Source organism: Nitrospirae bacterium CG2_30_53_67 (assembly GCA_001873285.1).
Lineage (GTDB): Bacteria > CG2-30-53-67 > CG2-30-53-67 > CG2-30-53-67 > CG2-30-53-67 > CG2-30-53-67.
This window is the reverse complement of sequence record MNYV01000083.1, coordinates 14,046-34,094: the sequence shown is the minus strand read 5'-3', so window position 1 is coordinate 34,094 and position 20,049 is coordinate 14,046. Positions and strand designations below refer to the sequence as shown.

Genomic DNA, 20,049 nt, shown 5'->3' with positions numbered 1-20,049 from the left:
ATACGTTTTGATTCCAAATGGCCTTTTAGGAGAGACATTTAGACCAGACGTCTTGCGATATCCATTGACTTATCTCTTATGGGAAAATTAAGCATTTTTTTATGAACCGAGAAAAAGAAAAGAGACGAACGCCTCGAGCTCCGGTTTCGATCCGGATTGATTATTCCACTGTTGAACAGTTTTTATGGAACTTTGCCGGCAACATCAACGAAGGCGGCCTATTTTTAGAATCCAGCAACCCTCTGGATATCGGCACCGTCGTTCAATTAAAATTTCATCTCCCCAACCTGGATTTACCCATTGAGACCACAGGCGAGGTGGTGTGGGTAGGAAAGAACCGGGAACAGGCCTTTGGAGAAGAGGCGGGTACAGAGAAGGAGGGGATGGGAATCCAGTTCAAAGACCTTGATGAGTCTTCCAAGGCCGCCATAAATCTCCTGGTCAAAGAACTCCGAAAAAAGTGACTCCCGTTTCTTAAAAAAATTCTTGTCCGATCTTTGTATTTCCGGCGCCACCCCGTGGAAATAACGCGCTTGGGGATGGCGCCGGAAAAATTCTTATCTTCTTCGTCTTGCAGCCAGCCAGACTATGAGCCCGGATCCGAACAGAACCACGGATGACGGTTCGGGAACAGCCGCCATATTTGGCGCCCCAGGTGTCCCGTAATTTCCAACCCCGTAGGTTATTCCGATGTCTCGGGCGCTGATCCAATTGGCCCCATCATGGTTATCTCCGATACCGGTAAAGCAGATGGATGCGCCGGTATCTGAGGGGAACCCTGTACCGGGTCCGTATGTGACACTGTTGATTGGAACACCGTTCGGATCCAGGATGGAGAGGGTATCTCCTGAATTGCCGAGACTGAAACTAACCGTATAATCCACGGGCACGCCTCCATTGCTACTGAGGTCGTTGTTTCGCCCAAACACAAGGTAACCTCCTGATCCGATCGCCAGGGGCGCAGTAATTATTTTTGAAGCTCCGCCATCGTCAATGAAATATCCCTGGAGATCAAGAGCGGCGCCGGAATTGAACACCTCAAACCATTCGCCGGAGGTATCCGATACAATCGATGGATCATACATAATTTCATTAATGATAAGGTCTGCGGAGGCAGGATAAATCCGGACCAGCAGCAAGCAAAACACAAGCGCACAGATCTGTCTTTTCAGAGAACCGTTCATAAGCATACTCCTCTTTGTTGGTTAAATTGGATGGATTACGCCCTATTGCGTCTTTGTATTCCCTTCTCCGGTGATCCTCGGGAACAAGGCAGGCAGATTCATTTTAGAAGGAGGAATGCAAGAAGATTATGCAATGTCATGAGAAGGATATTTCAGGAGATTCTAAAACAGAAAACAGGAAGAACAAAAACCTTGATCACCTCCTTTCTGAATGATCTTGATGCCGGCAACGTCCTTAATGGGTATAGTAACCAATTGTATTAAAAGGTCGCGAGATTTTTTCAACTTTTTTTCCTGACCGACTCCTGTAAAAGTCCCTTGAGAATTTTGAAATGATGGATCTCCGGATTCAATGCGCTCGAAGGTTTTTGAAGAAGTCGAGCATACTCATTTAACATGCGCTCGGCCATATTGGAAGACGAAAGCTCTTCGGCGTTTTTTAAGGCGGCCTTGGAAAAAGCGGCCCGTTTCTCCGGCGAAGAGAGAAGAAGAAGGATCTTTTCAGAAAACGCATCTGAATCCTCTGCCGCTAAAAATCCGTTCACGCCGTCTTCGACGATATCTCGAACGCCGGGGGCATCCACAGCCACTACCGGCGTTCCCGCCGCCATGGATTCCAGAAGCACGAGTCCCTGGGTTTCCGTTAAAGAGGAAAAAACAAAGAGGTCGCCTCCTGCATAGGCTTTGACCAATTCTTCAGGATTCATCTTTCCGTGAAAGATGACCCGATGGAGGATCCCAAACTGATCGGCTGCTTTTCTCAAATCTGTCTCAAGATCCCCAAGGCCTGCAATAAAAAAAATGAGGTTTTTGCGAATCCTCATGGCTTTGGCCACAGACTTGAAAAGAAACTCGAGATTTTTTTCTTTGGCCAACCGCCCGATATGGACCAGGATCATGTCATCCTCTTTTATGCCGAAGGTTTCTCTCAGCCATTGCCTGTCCGGATTCCGATACAAAGAAAGATCTATGCCCGTAGGAATGACCTCGATCCTTGTCTTGACCTCCCTGGAGATGAGCATCGTCCGGATATCATCACTCGGGGCCACAATGAGATCGCAGAGATTACAGAAAGAGGTGCATACATTGATGATCCATCGTTTGACCAGATCCGCGTCTATAGGGGCATAGTGAGAATACATTTCATACTGGGTGTGATAGGTCAGAACGATAGGGATCCCCCGATTCTTTCCCAGATGCATCCCCATCTCGCCTAAAAAAAAGGGATGCTGGACATGGACCAGATCCGGATTGAACTTTTCAAATATGGAGCGGACCTTGAAAGAAAAGGGAAGGGGAAGGGAAAAGTCCGTCTGGTTGAACCGGGGAATAGCGGCTACGCGGGTGATCCACGGCTCCTGATCTTTGTGCCCCTCAAAACTTGGGGCAAAGATATGGACCTGATGACCTCGGCCTATATACTCCCGGACAAAGGTCTCGATCGATCGGGTCACCCCCCCCACAAAAGGCCTGAACGTGTTTGTAAAGATGGCTATCTTCATGGTTTTTTCCCAACGCCTGCTGTTTTGACCTGCACCTTATGGGTCTTTGAAGAAAGAAAGAGCACATTTCCCCGAATTTCAACGGGGCCGGCATCCCCTTCGGCCCTTTGGATCTCAAATGGAAAATTCCATTCAAAACAGGCAGGGGCTTTCCGGAACCTCTCCTGAATCTCCAGAGAAACATCTCCACCGTGGAATTCGATCCTGAAATCCATGGGTCCAAAATAGGTTGGCGCCTGTTCCACCTGAATCACGGCGCCTTTCCAGGTCCATTCCCGTGGAAGGATGGGGGTCAAGACGATCCGGTCATCCTCTTCAAACAATAGAAGGTTTCGAATAAGAAGCAGCATTTCGGCAGCGGCCCAGCCGTGATGCCCGTCTCCCATGCACCCTCCCCCGGTCAGGGGATGGACCGCCTCGGGCCAGGTGAAGGTCGTGGTGGCGATCTTTAAAAGATAATCAATCAGAGGCCAGGCCTCCCGGCTCCTCCGGTAGATATAACATTGGGCGATCTGCGCCGTCAAATAGGGGTTCACACCCGAGTGGATCATATTCTGAAAAAAGCCGTCCTCAAAAAAGCTGTGCTGACGCAGATAATCCACCGTATTGACGATCCACTCGTCATCCGGTTTTAATAAACGGAGGGGATAAAGGGCCGATATGGATCCGATGGCGCCTGCATCCATTCTGCGATACGGAGAGGCCGGAAGGGTCTTTTTCCCGATCCGGTTCTCAACCATTTTCAATGACCTTTGTAAATCCTGCCAGAAATCCATGTAGATCTTTTTAAAAACCTCATGGTCTTTGTCTTCACCGAGAACGCGGGAGGCCTCCATACCGTCCCGGATTCCGGCTAAAGACCAGAAGTCGTCCCAGTAAAAATAATCATTGGGGCCCAAATGCTCTGCAGAAAACCCTGCAGGAAGCAATCCCTGTTCAGGCCCTGTTTTTTTATGAGTCTTCCTGCGCTTTCGTTTGATCCAAAAAATCCCTCTTCGAAGAGACGGATAGACGTCCCGGATCAGCTCTTGGTCCCCATAGAGTCTATAATGCTCCCATATCGTCCAGATGGCCTCGCCATTCCCGTCCCATTCACCATTTTGAGACATAAAGAACCCGTCCACTCTCTGCCGGCCGGGATAGGTTGCGAGTTTTTGCCGCGCGGCATCCCCGTAACCAAGTTTGTCCAGGGCATGGATCATAAATGCGGCGTCTCTGAACCAGAAGCGATGATAGGTTAAGGGTCCCGGCGTGATCTCATCCCCGTCATCAAAGAGGTGGAGGAAGCATTTATTGGCCTTAAAACATTCTTCAATCTTTGAGTCTGGAATGGAGATACACATGCCTCTTGATAAAATATTTTTCCACTTAAGGATGTTTTCATTTTTATTTTTTTTCGTATCGACTTTCTGAAGGACTTGCATCAGCTCTTGCGAATATCTAACCGGTTTTGTCGTACATATCGTCGAATATTCCTTTATCTCTCCTGGGTTCAACGAAAAAGAGTATTCGGACAGGGCCGTCGCCATGCCGGCTTCACATTCCAGGGATCGGCATAACTCGATGTCTGGGAGGACAATGGATACATCTCCCACCCTCTGATCCGAGCAGGTCACCCGATCGGGTTTCTGTTGCAAAACCTGCGCCATGGCATGGTTGACCTCCCATAGCCCCTCGTCATGGTATTGAAGGCGCCGAATCAGACTCAGCCCTTCCGGATTATAAGGCCGAATAGACCAGTAGGCCTTGACATCAGCCCGTTCGTTTAAGATGTTCTGGATCCGGATCTTTTCTATGAGGACCTCTTCCCCATGGATGAGATCCCCCCATGCCTCAAAACGGACACGAAGACCCTCCTCGGTAAACGTCGTGATCACGATGGGCAATGCCTCCCGAAGAGACTGCTTCACATGACCCAGACGGGATGGAGCGATCAGGCGTCCATTTCTGTACAGCCAAAAATCCAAAGACCAACCATCAAACCAGGGGGTCACGAGGCCCCTCGGATCCACAATAGGCTCCCTTTTCCCTCCTATGGCTCCTACGGCCGTCCAATTCCTGTGGGTCTGATTCACGTGGGTAAGATTCATGGCCCGGGGAATGAAGCTCCTGCTTTTTGGATCAAACTGCCGGACAATCCAGTATGGCCAGATCCAATCCAGGTTGATCTGGATGGAATGAAAATTCATAAAACCGCGCAGGTGCATCTTGACGCCGGAGGGGAGCATCTCCATGGGGAAGGCCACCTCTGACGAGTGCCCTACTTTTTCCATGGCATAAAGAAAATGGAGCGCTCCTTTCATGCGCAGCCGGGAGACGATTCGTTCAAGCAGAAACCGTTTGATACTCATAACCGGCCCTATGATCATGCATCAAATTTTCGATAGAAGATGGAGGTGTTCTTCTGCAAGGCGGTTCAACCGGATCAGGTCTTGTTCGACTTTCTGCCGGATGGACTCCATGGCCTCTGCGTCCGCATCACTTGGCACATGAACCGGCTCCCCAAAGACGATCACTGCACGGGTAAAGGGAAGAGGAATGGTATAGCGGTCCCACCTCTTCTTCATGATGACCCTCCAGCCAGAGGCGATCCCCACCCCAATAATCATATGCCCTGTTAGCTTGGCCAGGATCACCACTCCGTGTTTGACTTTGTGGTATGGCCCCATGGGGCCGTCGACAACGATCCCCGCGTGGCAACCTTTTTGAATTTCCCTGACCATCCAGTCCAAGACAGATTGATTTCCTCTTCTCCCCGGAATGATGCTGGGGTGGTACCCGAAAATTCTCATGATTTCGGCAATGAGATCCCCTCTCGGGGATTGCGTGGTAAATATACAGATCTCGTGACCTTGTAACCGAGGAAAAAGGAGGAGATAATCCCCATGAAACAAACAAAAAAGGATCTTTTTTCCCCCTGACAGGTATTCTCGGATTCGATCCTCTCCGATGGTCCGAATCCTTGCGGTCTTGTAGAGAATAAGAATGGCCATACTAAAGAGGCGGGAAACCAGCCGACGAAGGAACCGCTCCATACTCACCTCGGATCCCTGTTGTGGACTTAAAAAACAACGGGTTTTCTGGGGGTCAATGGCCTTACTCTCCGGTCTTGGCCTTCTCTTGATGAATGGGGGTTATCTTGAGTTCCGGCTTTTTATCGTGTTTAACGGCCGCCCCCATGTCGCACTTCCCGTCAAACGTCACCCCGTCTTCAATCACGATGATCGGGGTCTGGATATTACCCTGTACAACCGCAGGAGCGAGAAACTCTGCCCTTTCCTTGACAAAGATATTCCCTTTAATCTTCCCCCGTGAAATGAGCCGTCCGACCCTGATCTCAGCATGGATCTCCGCATCCTCGCCGATGATGAGGGTATCCTTTGCCATGATCTCCCCCTCCACATGCCCGTCTATCTTGACCGTTCCGTCATAGGTGAGAACACCCTTAAAGGAGGTTTCTTTTCCTAAAATAGTATTAATATCGCCTGAAATAGGAGGATAAACGGTTTTTATTTTGTTTCTTAGCCCTTTCCTCAATCTTTTTTCTATTTTGGCTCTAATATTCATAAAACCTCCCTGAATTTCAGATCGACACGGATCCTCGGAGCATGGAAATCAGCCGCTCCCGTTCCTTCTTGGAATAGTATTCAATCACGATTTTCCCTTTTTCCTTCCGGTCAACAATCTGCACCTTGGTGCCGAGAGACCGCCTCAGTTCATCCTCAACGGCCGTAAGATGAATCTCTTTTGCCTTGGTTTTCGGCCTGTTTCCCGGGCGGCCGGCGTTCATTCTTCGAGCCGCTTGTTCTGCCTGCCGGACGGAAAGGCCTTTCTTGATGATCTCACGGCCCAATGAAATCTGTTGGGGCTTTTTGCTCAACGAAAGGACGGCCTTGGCATGACCCATCGTGAGCTTGTTCTGCTTGACGGACGACTTGACTTCATCCGGAAGGCTGAGCAGTCTCAGGATATTGGTAATGGTGGAGCGCTGTTTTCCAACCTGAAGTGAGATCTCTTCCTGCGTAAGATGAAACTCTTTGATCAGGCGCTCATAGGCCTCTGCCGAATCCAAAGGGTTGAGGTCTTCCCGCTGAAGGTTCTCAATAAGAGCCATCTCCAGGGAATCCTGATCCGAAACATTGCGAACGATTGCAGGAATGTCTATGATTCCGGCACTTTTTGCTGCACGCCATCTTCTTTCTCCTGCAATCAGCTCAAATCCACCGCTTCCTTCCCGAACCAAAATCGGCTGGATCACCCCCTGTTTCTTGATGGATCTCACGAGGTCCGCCATGGCTTCCGGATCAAAGTCCTTTCTCGGCTGATGGGGGTTGGGTAAGATCTGATCCACAGGGATATCCCGGATCATACGATTTCCAACTTTGTTAATGATGGCCGGCTGATTCGGAATGAGGGCCGACAGTCCTTTGCCCAAGGCTTTTCTTTGCATATCGAATGATTTCCTTTGCTAAGTCCAGGTAGCTTTGCGCCCCCCTGGATCGGATATCGTACAGGAGAACGGGCATCCCGTAGCTCGGGGATTCACCCAATCTCACGTTTCGTGGGATCACCGTTTGAAAAACCAGTTCCCCGAAATGTCTCCTTGCCTCTTCCGCCACCTGAGAGGAGAGGCTATTGCGGATATCGAACATCGTCAACAGGATGCCAAGAATCAAAAGGTTCGGATTCAGATTTTGCCGAATCAATTCAATGGTATTTAAAAGATGGGAAAGCCCTTCCAACGCATAATATTCACACTGCAGCGGAATCAGGACGGCATCCGCCGCCGTGAGGGCATTGATCGTGAGAAGCCCCATCGAAGGAGGACAGTCTATGATAAGATAATCATAAGCGTCTTCCGGAATGGAGGATAAGACCCTTTTCAGCAGAAACTCCCGTTCCTCCAGATCCACCAGCTCCACCTCGGCCCCGGCCAGAGCCATCGAAGACGGAATCAGACTGACATGGGGAACCTGAGTGGAGACGAGGACCTCTTTCGGGTCTTTGTCCTGCAACAGGTCATAGACGCTGAACTTGACCGATGCCCGATCAATCCCATATCCGCTGGTGCTGTTTCCCTGCGGGTCCATGTCGACCAGGAGAACGCTCTTCTCGGCAGCGCCCAGAGAGGCGGCCAGATTGACGGCCGTGGTGGTCTTGCCCACCCCCCCTTTTTGATTGGCAATGGCTACGATCATCTCCGCTCAATAGGCTTTCATAGAATCCGGCGCCCGCGTCTTAGTGGCCCTATTCGTAAATACGGTGGCATTCGAGTGCCGTAGGGCAGCCGGATCAAAGTTGCGCTCCTTGCGGTGTACCAGAGGGGTACGCGCGGAGTCGCGCGCGGGGATGAGACCCCCCTACGACCCTCTCGGTACGTCACCATATTTACGAACAGGGCCCCTTAACCCACGCGATAAGAAAAACCAAAAAACCCCTTGTTTTAAGCACAGTTAAAGCAGGGCGGCATCTTTTTTCAGCCACGCGTATGTGAAGGTATCACAGAATGTTTCCGTTGAAAAGAGAAAAGTTTCCCATAATGCGGGATGTTCCACGTGGAACCTGTTGGATTATTTCTTTATTTTCTCAATAATTACGGCATAGCGAGGCCGGTCCAGATAGGGGACGGAAAGGGGGATGGCCTCTCGGACGGTCAACCCCAATCTCTGAAGGGCATTTTTATTTTCCTGAATCTCCGTATCCACCTTTCTTGACTTCTGAAACAGGAATAGACCGCCGGGTTTGAGAAGGGACACGGTCCAGGAGCAGACCTTGAACAGGCTCCCCACCGCCCTGCAGACGATCCTGTCAAAAGAGGCTTCTGTCTCCCGTGTAAAATCCTTGGCTTGGGCGATCTCTATCTTGACATCAGGGAGTTCAAGAATCCGGACCAGATAGCGAAGAAAAAACCCTTTTTTTCCCGAGGACTCGAGAAGGGTCATCTCAAGGGCGGGCTCAAAGATCCTGAGGGGGAGCCCTGGAAATCCGGCGCCGCTTCCCACGTCCAGCACCGATAAGCCGGGATGGATCTCCCCGGTTTCAAAGAGAGACAGGGAGTCCAGATAATGAAAAATTTCAATCCGTTCCTGGTCCCGATGCCCCGTGAGATTGATCCGATTGGACCATTCCAGCAGCGTCTGGGTATAAAGATCCAGTTTGGAAAGTTCCTTTTTCCCAATTTTCAAGCCGAGGCCATGAACCCCGCTGACCAAAAGACGTCTTTGCTCAATCAATTTGGCGCCTCTTATTTTTCAAATAAACCAACAAGATGGAAATCACCGCCGGCGTGATCCCGGAGATCCTCGCTGCCTGTCCGATTGAAAACGGACGGATCTTGTTCAATTTTTCCAGCGCCTCCCGGGATAGACCCTTGATCTTTTCATACTCGATCCCCCCCGGGATCCGGATACCTTCCATCTCCTCATACCGCATGACCTGGTCCATCGCCCTTTGAATAAACCCTTCATATTTCGCTTCGGTCTCGCAGATGGAACGGATTTCCTTCGGCCATGAAGGCCGCCCCGGATCCAGGACCGAGAGCATTTCATAATTCAGTTCCGGCCTCTTGACCAGATGAAACACCGATGTCCTGCTTTGAATGGGGGCGCTTCTCAGGCGGTCCAGGACCTTATTAACATCAGGAGAAGGAAAAACGGCCGTCTTTTTCATCCTGGACATCTCTTTTTGAATCTGCTCTTTTTTCAGCAGCATCCTTTCATAGGCATCCTTTGAAACCAGTCCCAATCGGTATCCTTTCTCCTGAAGGCGCAGGTCTGCATCGTCGTGACGAAGCAAAAGCCGGTACTCGGCCCGGGATGTAAACATCCGATAAGGTTCCTCCGTACCGCGGGTAACCAAATCATCAATTAAAACGCCGATATACGCCTCTCTTCGTTTCAGGACGACCGCCTCTTTTCCGCGAATCCGCTGGACGGCGTTTATCCCGGCCAACAGACCCTGGGCTGCAGCCTCCTCATACCCGGATGTCCCGTTGATCTGGCCGGCATGAAATAAACCGCTGACTTTTTTGGTCTCCAGGTTGGGTTTGAGCTGGGTAGGGAGGACAAAGTCATATTCCACGGCATATCCGGGCCTCATGATTCGGGCGCCTTCAAGACCGGGTATGGTATGGACGAACTCGATCTGCACGTCCAGCGGAAGGCTCGTGGAGATCCCGTTGGCATAAATCTCCACCGTATCCAACCCTTCGGGCTCCAAAAAGATCTGGTGTCTCTCCTTACCCGGGAACCGTACCACCTTATCCTCGATCGAGGGACAGTAACGCGGCCCGATCCCGGTAATTTTCCCGCTGTACAGGGGAGAGCGATCCAGATTTTTACGGATCATCCGATGGGTTTTTTCTTGGGTATAGGTGATATAGCAGGGAACCTGCTTCCTCTCAATCGCTCCGGTGGAAAAGGAAAACGGCTGGGGCACAGGATCCCCCTCCAGGGGAGCGAGGGCGTCAAAATGGATGGTCCTCGCGTGAAGTCTCGGCGGGGTCCCTGTTTTTAATCTCCGGACCTCGAACCCATGGAGCATCAGATCTTCTGCCAAACCGATTGAAGGGGGTTCTCCCGCCCTCCCGCCGGGGAAGTTCGCCAGGCCCACGTGTATCAATCCTCTTAAAAACGTCCCCGTAGTCAGGATCACGGCCCGGGCCGGGTATCGGTTCCCAATCACGGTCTCCACGCCGGTCACTTGATGGTCCTCGATCAGAAGCCTTCGGACTTCACCCTGACGGATGGCTAGGTTCGACTGTTTCTCCAGGGTTGATTTCATGCGTTCGCGATATTTTTTCTTGTCTGCCTGGGCCCTTGGCGCCTGAACGGCCGGCCCCTTACTGGTGTTCAGCATCCGAAACTGGATCCCGGTATCGTCGATGGCCCGCCCCATTTCACCCCCCAGGGCGTCAATCTCCCTGACCATGTGTCCCTTGGCGAGGCCTCCGATGGCCGGATTGCATGACATCTGGGCGATTTGATCGAGATTCTGGGTCAGAAGGAGTACCGTACACCCCATTCGGGCGGCGGAAAGCGCGGCCTCACATCCGGCGTGTCCCCCGCCGACCACGATCACATCAAACGCTTCTTCCCCTCTTTTGAGCATAGACCGGCATCCATGTTCCACGTGGAACATGGCCATCCTCCTTGTCATTCAAACATTCTCCGCCAAATGCCCTTGGACTGCAACCCTTTTTCGCCCCGTTCACTTTCCAACACAAAAGGACCTGAAGATCTCATTGAGAACATCCTCGGCGGTGGTCTCTCCGGTGATCTGCCCGAGGTCCGAAAGGGCATCCCTGAGGTCTAAACTGAGCAGATCCTCCAGCAGCCCCTCGCCCACCCCTTTCAATACCCGTTGCAAAGCCTCTTTGGCGGAGATCAGGGCGCTGACATGCCGGACGTTGGTCACGATAGGGGATTCATGGATGGTTTTACCCCCCTGCAAAAACAGATCGGCAATTCCGCTTTTTAGCTCGTTTATTCCAAAATTAGAAACCATAGAGGTTTTTATTGTAAATTTCGGTTTAATTAAATCGATAATAGATGAAAAACTCTTTTCCTTGCTATTTTTCTCAACCAGATCTCTCTTGTTTAGAACAAGAACCGTATCCTTGTTAACCAGCATTCGGGCGATCCGGATGTCTTCATCACCAACCGATTGAGATCCGTCTACAACCATCAGGACAAGATCCGCCTTTCTGATGCTCTCCTGACTCCTTTTAATCCCCTCTTGTTCGATGAGATCCTTGGCGTCTCGGATTCCTGCCGTATCCTGAATGCGCAGGGGAATTCCCTGTATATTGACCGTCTCCTCAATGACATCACGCGTCGTTCCCGGAAAGGGGGTGACAATAGCCCGATCTTCCATGAGCAACCGGTTTAAAAGACTCGATTTGCCGACATTGGCTTTTCCCACAATCGCTGTGGAAACCCCTTCCGTCAATATTTTTCCCTGTTCGGCCGATTCAATCAGCCGGCCGATCTCCTCGATAAGATCGAACAGAGCCTGCTTAAGCATCCCTGGAGGAATCGGGTCGAGATCCTCTTCAGGAAAATCAAGGGATGCCTCGATCTCGGAAATCATATGGATCAGATCAGACTTGATTCCATAGACCTTCTCTGAAAACTCGCCGCTCAACTGTCGGACGGCTGACTGCAGAGCGGCTTCGGTCTTAGCAGAGATCAGCGTCATCACGGCCTCAGCTTGGGCAAGATCGATCCGGCCGTTTAAAAAAGCCCTCAGGGTGAACTCCCCGGGATCCGCCAACCGGGCGCCGAGAGCAACAAGGGTCATCAGGATCTTTCTTAAAACGACCGGGCCGGAATGACAGTTGATCTCCACGACATCTTCTCGGGTGTATGTCTTCGGCGCCCGCATGACCGTCAGCAACACTTCGTCGATAATCTGCCCGTTTCCCGGATCTTTGACCTTCCCATATCGGATTTGATAACCCCGAATAGCCTCGTTTCCATTTTCCGAAGCAGAAATAAAAATTTTCCGCGCGATGTCTAGCGCTTCCGCCCCGCTCATTCGAACAATCCCGATTCCTCCCATTCCCATGGGTGTGGAGATAGCACAAATGGTATCATGCATTTTGTTTTTTGACATGTCTCAGACCTGATTTGAAAAAAGGCGAGGTCACGCCTCGCCTTTCATTTTCTCAGCCCCAGAATATCATATATAACGCACACGGCTTATTTGGGAATGACAACCACCTTTCGAAGACTCCCATCTCCTTTGCTTAAGGTCTTTACATACTCATCATTTTGTAATGTGACGTGGATAATTCTCCGGTCCTGCGCATCCATCGGAGCGATGGCAATCGGCTTTTTGGTCTGCCTGACTTTATCTCTGGCTTCCATGGCCATGGATTGAAGTCTTTTTACCCTTCGAACCTTATAATTCTCCACATCCACCACGATATGGGCCTTTTTCCTGGTGGATTTGCTGTACATCAGATTCAAAAGATATTGGATCGCATCCAGGGTCTGCCCCTTCTTCCCAATCAACAGGTTCGAATCCTCTCCGATCACATTTAAAATCCCTTGGCCATCCCTGACTTGTGATTTTATAGTCCCATTCATGTGCATTCTCTGAATCAGGTTCGATAGAAGCTCTCGGGCCTGTCCGAGATCAAAAATCTTTTCCTCGTCATGCATTTCTTGGGTCTGCCTTGCGTCTTCAGCCGGCAACGGTTCAGATTCCCCCTTTCCCACCTCTTTTTCTCCAAGCCCGGCTTCAACCTTGAGGGTTGCCCGCACCCTCGCACTTCTGGAGCCAAAGCCCAGAAAACCGGCCTTCCCGTCATCGAGCACCTCAATATCTACATCTTCTAATTTTGCGACCAGTTCTTTCAGGGCATTTCCCGTGGCTTCTTCCAGGGTTCTTCCTTCCTTTTCAATAGACCTATTCATATTCCAAACCTCCCATATCACTGCTCTTTTTTCAGGAAACCAGTTTTCGTTTGTTGATAAAGTATTGCTGAACGATGGTCAATATATTATTGACCAGCCAGTATAAGACCAGCCCGGAAGGAAAATTTAAAAACATGAATGTAAAAATCAAAGGCATGAATTGAAAAATTTTTGCCTGTTTGGGATCCATGGTGGTCGGCATCATCTTTTGTTGAATATACATGCTTACGCCCATCAGAAGGGGGAGGGGTCCGATTGAAAACCCGTAGACGTGTCCAAACAGCGTATCTGCGGCGGAAAGATCTTTTATGTAGAGAAAGGGTGAACCCCGAAGTTCAATGGCATTCAGTAGGACATTATACAGCGCAAAAAAAACAGGAATCTGAATTAAAAGGGGAAGGCATCCTGCCGCCGGATTAACCTTATATTTCTTATAGAGCGCCATGGTCTCCGTGGTTATTCGCTGTTGATCGTTTTTATGTCGTTCCCGGATCACATTGATCTCCGGCTGAATTTTTTGCATCTGCTGCATGGACTTTTGTTGCTTCTGGGTCAAGGGCCAAAAAATGATCTTGATAAACGTTGTTAAAAGAATAATGGCCAATCCATAGTTCCTGACATACCGGTAGGTTCCTTTAAGAATATAAAAGATCGGTTTTGCAAGCACACCGAACATCCCGAAGTTGATCACCTTTTCCAGGTCGCGCCCAAAAGATTTTAGAAGTTCATAATCTTTCGGACCCGCAAAAAAAACAAATGAAAGATCCTCATCGTCCCCCAAAAGCCCCAAAAACACGTTGGGGCCCTCTTTCTTTTCAAGCCGCTCCAATATTGCAACCGTATCCGTTTTTTCAGGAAGGAGCGCGGTCATAAAATATTTTTCTTCAAGCGCAATCCAGGGTATGTTACCGGAAAAGGTCTTGCTCTCTTTGATTTCCTTGGACGAAACCCTTTTGATCTCTCCTTGCAAATCAATGACCGGTCCGGCATGCGCCGTGCCACTGTCCGCTTTTTCTTTTGGTTTAATCAGATAGGATCCTGCCAGCAGATGGTATTTTTTCAGCAGGTTTTGGGTGATTTGAATATGAATCCCATAACTGTCCCGCTTAAACTCAAAGATCTTTTCGATTCTTTTCCCGTTGGGTTCTACAAAAGACATGACCAGGTTTTCCTTCTGGTCACCGACCTTGATTTCTTTTCTGGAAGGAGTAAAATTCAACCCTCCTTCTTCCTCTGAAATGATCTGCAGTGGATATAACGCCGTATCCTCAGGAACCAGGCGTACGGGTTCCCCCTTATCATCTTTATATTTTTTTAAAACAATCTCTTTTATAACGGCATCACGCGTTGAAATCCGGTATATGGCCAAATCTGTTTCAACAGAGACTATTTCTTCTTCGCCCTTCCAAGGCATATTCTCGCGTAGAGAAGGAATCTTCTCTTTTGTTTCCGGTTCTTCTATGGACTTTTTTCCCGGATCTTTTTTCTGAACTTCTTCCATCTGCGGGACAGGATTCTGTTTTTGTCCCTTTGGAAAGAACAGATACTGGTACGCTAAAAGGACGATTAGAGACAGGATAAAGGCCAGCATTGCCCTTTTTTCCATCCGTTTTTCTCCTATGACAAACCGCTTTCCGTAAATAAAAAAGGGGGCTACTTCAGTGGATCATACCCTCCGGCATGAAAAGGATGGCACTTTAAAATTCTCAGGATACCGATCAACCATCCTTTGCATACGCCATGTTTCAAGATGGCCTCAAGGGTATATTCTGAACATGAAGGGAAAAAACGGCATGCTCCAAAATGAAAAGGGGATATCCAGCGTTGATAGAGACGTATTAATTTTACGTTAAACATTTTGATAAAATCATGTTTCACGCTTTTCTGTTTCATTATCATTCACGGATTTACGGATCTTTCGGTCCCAGGGACTTTTTTAGAAGGTCCAATAGTTCATTTTCAATCTCTTGAAATGAGGATGAAATAATTTTCACCCTTGCCACCACTGCTGTATTAAAACCTCCTTGAAAATGGTTAAGATTCTTACGTATGATTTCCCTCAAAACTCTTTTGATTCTATTTCGAACGACGGCTTTTCCTATCCTGCGGGTTACTGCTATTCCGAAACGGGATTGCTCTCCCTCATGTTGATCAGCATAGATAATGACCCTTTTCCCTGTTTCTTTAATCCCCTCCCTGTATATTTTTTTATATTCCCATGTGCTTCTAATCCAGATATCTTTCATCAGTAGGCCGTACCATCCGGATTTTTATACCGTTAATTTTTTCTTTCCTTTAGCCCGGCGTCTCTGTATGATCTTGCGGCCCGCCTTGCTCTTCATGCGGATCATAAATCCGTGCGTTTTTTTCTTTTTACGATTGTTGGGTTTTAAAGTGACGGACATATCCTGCTCCTTTTGATATTATCAAAAAAAAAGTATATTCATTCATGGTTTTAATGTCAAGAATAAAAGGGGAAAATCCCTATTTAAACATGAGCCTTTTATTACTTAATAAATAGGTTAATCAAAGAAGTAGTAATAGTAACGGTTGGGAGTTTAGTGGAGAGAAACGATATTCTGAGGTCTGCTATACAACTTAGCATGAAGTTTGTTTGTGAAACATAAAGGGCATGCTTTCTTGTTTTACACATCGGATAATATCTTTCCACTTCTTATATAAAAAGTTCACACAGAAAATACAGATTATACACAGAGCCGCAAGTTTTATAAAAAATATAAAAATCATTTAATGAAAAAAGTGCTTGCTATCAAAAAAGCCTTTTGCTATTTTAGATGCCCTATCTTTCAACGAAGACATTAAGAAAAAGAAGCAGACAACAGGAGACCCAGAAAATGGGGAAAAGAACGATCCTCACATAAAAATCTATTAAACATTAAGGGATTTTTCCATGATAACCCATTGAATTATAAATTAAATATCCATTATTCACAGGTGTGGATAAACCTGTTGATAAGTTTAGATTTGCAGTAAAATACAACTAATTTTTTATATTTTTCAATATAGGCTTGAACGTTATGAATACTTGGGATGAAATCACGCAAAGACTTAGCAAACAAATCCCAAGACAAGGTTTCGAAACGTGGCTCAAACCCACCCAACTCTTTCAAGAAAACGAAAATGAGATTATGGTTTCCGTTCCAAGCAAGTTTTCTAAGGAATGGATAGAGAAACATTATCTCGATATCATCAAGGATCTCCTCGCCGCCATGGATTTGAAAAAAACCCTTATATTTTCCGTGAACAAAAAATTAACGGGATCTATCGACCAAGAAAAAGAGCAAAACGTAAACGTCCAAGAGATTCCGGTTATAACCTTTCCTCAAAGACAGGATTACACCTCTACAAAAGAACGCTCATTTCTTAATCCAAGGTTTACATTTGAAAATTTTGTGGTCGGCCCAAGCAACCAGTTTGCACATGCCGCCGCACGCGCGGTCGCCGAAGTGCTCTATAAGGCCTATAATCCACTTTTCATATATGGAGGTGTCGGACTCGGAAAGACGCACCTGATGCATGCGATCGGACATCACATCCTGGCCAAGAATGCAAATATTCGGGTTACGTTTGTCAGTACGGAACACTTCATGAACGAAATGATCAGCTGTATTCGTTATGATCGCATGTCCCAGTTCAGAAACAAATACCGGAACATGGATGTCCTGATGGTAGATGATATCCAGTTCCTGTCCGATAAGGAAAGAACTCAAGAGGAGTTTTTTCATACGTTTAATGCCTTATATGACTCCAGAAAACAGCTTGTTTTTTCCAGTGACCGCTACCCGAAAGAGATTCAAAATCTTGAGGAGAGGCTGCGTTCCCGTTTTGAATGGGGGCTCCTTGCCGACATCCACCCCCCTGATCTTGAGACCAAGGTTGCCATCCTTCGCAAAAAAGCGGAAATTGAAAGGATCAACCTTCCCAATGATGTGGGTCTGTTTTTAGCGAAAAAAATTCGATCCAACGTGCGTGAACTGGAAGGATCCCTGATCAAATTAGGTGCCTTCTCATCCTTGTCTGGCCAGGAAGTGACCATAGACTTGGCCAAGACGGTCCTAAAAGATTTTCTCAATGAGAAGGAAGATATCGTCACCATAGAAAAGATACAAAAAAAAGTTTCTGAACATTTCAATGTACGAGTGGCCGATCTCCGATCCAAAAAAAGAACGCAAACCATTGTCTTACCCAGACAGGTGTCTATGTACCTATGCCGGAAGTTGACGGACAAATCCCTTCCTGAAATAGGCAAATCCTTTGGCGGCAAAGACCATACGACGGTCATTCATGCATGCCGTAACATTGAGAGCAAGATGAAAAAGAAGGAAGACTTCGCGGCCATGGTCCAAAAACTAATGGAAGAAACTCAATCTCAATAACAGAGGAGCGCGTTGGATGAAACTCAAAGCCAACAAGAACGACCTTGTTTCCGGATTGCATAAAATTCAGGGGATTGTGCAGACCCGCAACACCATGCCGATTCTTTCAAACGTCAGGATGGAGACCCAAAAGAAGGGAATACAACTCTTCGCGACGGATCTGGAGATCGGCCTCCTCGATTTCGTATCTGCGGAGGTCTTGAATCCGGGCAAGACCACCGTATCGGCGCGCAAATTTTATGAAATTGTGAAGGAACTAAAAGAGGAAACGATCCATGTCGAATCCGACGAGCATCAGCAGATCATCATCCATTCCGGCAAGTCGAGTTTCAAGCTTCGTTCACTTTCAGCGGAGGAATACCCCTCTTTTCCTGAGATCAAGGAAACCGCAAAATTATCTATTCCGGCCGCGATACTTCAGGAAATGATCAAAAAAACATCTTATGCCGTCTCCTCGGATCTGACTCGGATCTCCCTGAACGGCATCCTGTTTCATGTTTTCGAAAGCAAAAGAAAATCTGTTGAGATGGTGGCGACAGACGGCCATCGTCTCTCCCTGGCCTCAAGGGAGATCCCATCTTCCGGCCGCCAAGATTCCGAAATCAAAGTGATCATCCCCAGAAAGGCCATCCTCGAATTGAAGAAGTTTTTGGACGAAGGGGAACACAAGGGGGTTGAGATCGCAGTTTCAGAAAACCACATTGTTTTTCAGGAAGGAAATTATACCCTCCTTTCACGTCTCATTGATGCCAAGTTTCCTAATTATGAAGAGGTCATTCCAAAGGAGAACGAAAACCTTCTGATCATTAATCGAGAGTTGTTTCAAGGGGCCATCCGGCGGGTCTCTATCCTCTCGGATGAGAAGACCAATTCCATAAAACTTTCGCTTAGACGCGGGGAACTTCAGGTCTCATCCAACAATCCGGAAGTGGGAGAGGCAAAAGAAAACCTTTCCACGGACTATCAGAACTCCGATTTGGACGTGGGGTTCAATGTTCGATATATACAAGACATCCTTTCTTCCTTGCAGGGAGAGGAGGTCCGGATTCTTTTCCGTGATTCACTCAGTCCTTCCCGGATAGAAGATCCTTTGGACCCTGGATTTATAGGCGTCATTATGCCTATGCGGGTCTAAGTGGTCCTGTTCGTAAATAGGGTGACGCACCGAGAGGGTCGTAGGGCGGTCTCATCCCCGCGCGCGACTGAGGCGTACCCTCTGGTACACCGCAAGGAGCACAACGCCGAGGAGACCGCCCTACGGCACTCGAATGCCACCGTATTTACGAATAGGGCCACTAAGTGGAAATCCCTTTTTACCCGGTCCGCCCCGGACTGCGAACAACCTCAATTCATGAATATTCAGAGACTCATCCTCCGTGACTTTAGAAATCTACATGCCTGCGATCTTGAACTGACCGAAGGGGTCCATATCCTGTGCGGTGAGAACGGCCAGGGCAAAACCAATCTACTGGAATCCATCTATATCCTTTCCAATCTTTCCTCCTTCCGTTCGGCCCATTTAAAAGACCTGATTCTGTACGGAGCAACCTATGGCCGGATCCTGGGGCGGATCCGCTCCGGCGGCGTTCAAAAGGAACTCATGGTCTTTATCCGGGAAGGGGGGAAGATCGTCAAGGTAAACGGGCATGCCGTCGGGAGAGGGGTTGATTATTTCGGAGAGTTTGCCGCCCTCCTTTTTTCCCCGGATAGTCTCAAATGGGTTCAAGGAGGGCCGGAATTCAGGCGGCGCTTTATGGACACCGCCATCTCGAGAATCGATCGGAACTATCTGCTCCAACTCAAAGAATATAAGAGGGTCCTGTATCAGCGCAACCGATTATTGCGCTTGATCCATGAGTCCAAGGCGCCCAGGGAGACCCTGAAAGCCTGGAATGAACAACTGGTTCAGACCGGGAGCCGGATCCTGGAAAAACGGCTTGATTATCTCCGCGATCTTGCGCCGGTCTTAAGGGAAGTCTTTAAAGCATTCTTTCAAAAAGCGGCGGAGATTCGAATCCAATATCATTCTTCATGGTTTCGAATTCCCAAGCTCAATGGGGCGATGGCGGATCTTTCCGTATGGACCGGCCGTTTTCGTCAGGGCATCGAACAAAAGGAGGATGAAGAGGTCCGTCAGAGAACCGGTCTGATCGGTCCGCACCTGGATGATCTTGACTTTTTAGTGGACGGCCGGCCGCTCAAGCCGGGTTCATCCCGGGGTGAAATGCGCATGTTTGCCATTTCCCTGACGCTCAGTGAGGCCAAACTCTACCGCAATAAAAAGGGACGCTTTCCGGTTCTTTTGCTCGATGATGTCACTTCGGAACTGGATCGCAAGAGGCAGGAGATTCTGTGTAAACAGATCGAGAGTCTCGGTCAGGTTTTCTTGACGACGACAGACGACAGCTTTGTCGGAAAAATGAAGTCCTGCGCCAGGATCTTTCAGGTACAAAAAGGAGAGATAATTCTTGTAACATAGAGAGAAAAAATGTAAAATGTTTCGACTTAGAAAAATAAAAGAGAGGTTTCTGTTTCAGGCTGGAAG

The 20,049-nt window shown here is 48.4% G+C and carries 19 protein-coding genes; 4 read left to right on the top strand and 15 right to left on the bottom strand.

Annotation, left to right across the window (positions count from 1 at the left end; genetic code table 11):
* Nucleotides 1-101 precede the first annotated feature (101 nt).
* Nucleotides 102-464, top strand: a complete 363-nt coding sequence (locus tag AUK29_05165; GenBank protein ID OIP64247.1) for a hypothetical protein — start codon at nucleotides 102-104, stop codon at nucleotides 462-464.
* Nucleotides 465-557: 93 nt separating this feature from the next.
* Here AUK29_05165 and AUK29_05160 read toward each other — a convergent pair whose 3' ends face one another.
* The 15 genes from AUK29_05160 to AUK29_05090 all read right to left on the bottom strand — a co-directional run bounded on the left by AUK29_05160 (nucleotide 558) and on the right by AUK29_05090 (nucleotide 15,512).
* Nucleotides 558-1,184: a hypothetical protein gene (locus AUK29_05160; GenBank protein ID OIP64246.1), complete on the bottom strand. Its 627-nt coding sequence runs from the start codon at nucleotides 1,182-1,184 to the stop codon at nucleotides 558-560.
* Between the two features lie 281 nt (nucleotides 1,185-1,465).
* The gene (locus AUK29_05155; protein ID OIP64245.1) at nucleotides 1,466-2,686 is read right to left on the bottom strand and encodes a hypothetical protein; all 1,221 of its coding nucleotides are present in this window, start codon (nucleotides 2,684-2,686) and stop codon (nucleotides 1,466-1,468) included.
* Nucleotides 2,683-5,055, bottom strand: a complete 2,373-nt coding sequence (locus AUK29_05150; GenBank protein ID OIP64244.1) for a hypothetical protein — start codon at nucleotides 5,053-5,055, stop codon at nucleotides 2,683-2,685. The genes AUK29_05155 and AUK29_05150 overlap by 4 nt, the downstream gene beginning before the upstream one ends.
* Nucleotides 5,056-5,058: 3 nt before the next feature.
* Nucleotides 5,059-5,721, bottom strand: coding sequence for a hypothetical protein (locus AUK29_05145; GenBank protein ID OIP64243.1), 663 nt, complete (start codon nucleotides 5,719-5,721; stop codon nucleotides 5,059-5,061).
* A gap of 61 nt (nucleotides 5,722-5,782) precedes the next feature.
* The gene (locus AUK29_05140; protein OIP64259.1) at nucleotides 5,783-6,199 is read right to left on the bottom strand and encodes a hypothetical protein; all 417 of its coding nucleotides are present in this window, start codon (nucleotides 6,197-6,199) and stop codon (nucleotides 5,783-5,785) included.
* Nucleotides 6,200-6,269: 70 nt separating this feature from the next.
* Complete coding sequence (locus AUK29_05135) at nucleotides 6,270-7,136, bottom strand: hypothetical protein (protein ID OIP64242.1); 867 nt, start codon at nucleotides 7,134-7,136, stop codon at nucleotides 6,270-6,272.
* Entirely contained in the window at nucleotides 7,072-7,884 is an 813-nt protein-coding gene (locus tag AUK29_05130; protein OIP64241.1) for a hypothetical protein, read from the bottom strand. Before AUK29_05130 ends, AUK29_05135 begins: the two co-directional genes overlap by 65 nt.
* A 372-nt stretch (nucleotides 7,885-8,256) precedes the next feature.
* Nucleotides 8,257-8,919, bottom strand: coding sequence for a 16S rRNA (guanine(527)-N(7))-methyltransferase RsmG (locus AUK29_05125; GenBank protein OIP64240.1), 663 nt, complete (start codon nucleotides 8,917-8,919; stop codon nucleotides 8,257-8,259).
* Nucleotides 8,912-10,795 (bottom strand): tRNA uridine-5-carboxymethylaminomethyl(34) synthesis enzyme MnmG, encoded by a 1,884-nt coding sequence (locus AUK29_05120; protein OIP64258.1) that lies wholly within the window; start codon nucleotides 10,793-10,795, stop codon nucleotides 8,912-8,914. Before AUK29_05120 ends, AUK29_05125 begins: the two co-directional genes overlap by 8 nt.
* A 99-nt stretch (nucleotides 10,796-10,894) precedes the next feature.
* Nucleotides 10,895-12,286 carry a tRNA uridine-5-carboxymethylaminomethyl(34) synthesis GTPase MnmE gene (locus AUK29_05115; GenBank protein ID OIP64257.1) on the bottom strand — a complete coding sequence of 464 codons (1,392 nt, stop codon included), beginning with the start codon at nucleotides 12,284-12,286 and terminating at the stop codon, nucleotides 10,895-10,897.
* 101 nt (nucleotides 12,287-12,387) lie between these two features.
* Entirely contained in the window at nucleotides 12,388-13,107 is a 720-nt protein-coding gene (locus AUK29_05110; protein OIP64239.1) for a hypothetical protein, read from the bottom strand.
* A gap of 31 nt (nucleotides 13,108-13,138) precedes the next feature.
* A complete protein-coding gene (locus AUK29_05105; protein OIP64238.1) occupies nucleotides 13,139-14,713 on the bottom strand; it encodes a hypothetical protein in 1,575 nt (524 codons plus the stop codon).
* A gap of 47 nt (nucleotides 14,714-14,760) precedes the next feature.
* Nucleotides 14,761-15,000: a membrane protein insertion efficiency factor YidD gene (locus tag AUK29_05100; protein ID OIP64237.1), complete on the bottom strand. Its 240-nt coding sequence runs from the start codon at nucleotides 14,998-15,000 to the stop codon at nucleotides 14,761-14,763.
* A gap of 14 nt (nucleotides 15,001-15,014) precedes the next feature.
* Nucleotides 15,015-15,353, bottom strand: a complete 339-nt coding sequence (locus AUK29_05095; protein OIP64236.1) for a ribonuclease P protein component — start codon at nucleotides 15,351-15,353, stop codon at nucleotides 15,015-15,017.
* 24 nt (nucleotides 15,354-15,377) lie between these two features.
* Nucleotides 15,378-15,512 carry a 50S ribosomal protein L34 gene (locus AUK29_05090; protein OIP64235.1) on the bottom strand — a complete coding sequence of 45 codons (135 nt, stop codon included), beginning with the start codon at nucleotides 15,510-15,512 and terminating at the stop codon, nucleotides 15,378-15,380.
* 633 nt (nucleotides 15,513-16,145) lie between these two features.
* Between AUK29_05090 and AUK29_05085 the strand changes: the two genes are divergently transcribed.
* The 3 genes from AUK29_05085 (at nucleotide 16,146) to AUK29_05075 (ending at nucleotide 19,983) form a co-directional block, all read left to right on the top strand.
* The gene (locus AUK29_05085; protein OIP64234.1) at nucleotides 16,146-17,504 is read left to right on the top strand and encodes a chromosomal replication initiation protein DnaA; all 1,359 of its coding nucleotides are present in this window, start codon (nucleotides 16,146-16,148) and stop codon (nucleotides 17,502-17,504) included.
* Nucleotides 17,505-17,520: 16 nt separating this feature from the next.
* Complete coding sequence (locus tag AUK29_05080) at nucleotides 17,521-18,639, top strand: DNA polymerase III subunit beta (protein ID OIP64233.1); 1,119 nt, start codon at nucleotides 17,521-17,523, stop codon at nucleotides 18,637-18,639.
* A gap of 216 nt (nucleotides 18,640-18,855) precedes the next feature.
* On the top strand, nucleotides 18,856-19,983 hold the full coding sequence (locus tag AUK29_05075; protein OIP64232.1) for a hypothetical protein: 1,128 nt from the start codon (nucleotides 18,856-18,858) through the stop codon (nucleotides 19,981-19,983).
* Nucleotides 19,984-20,049 lie beyond the last annotated feature (66 nt).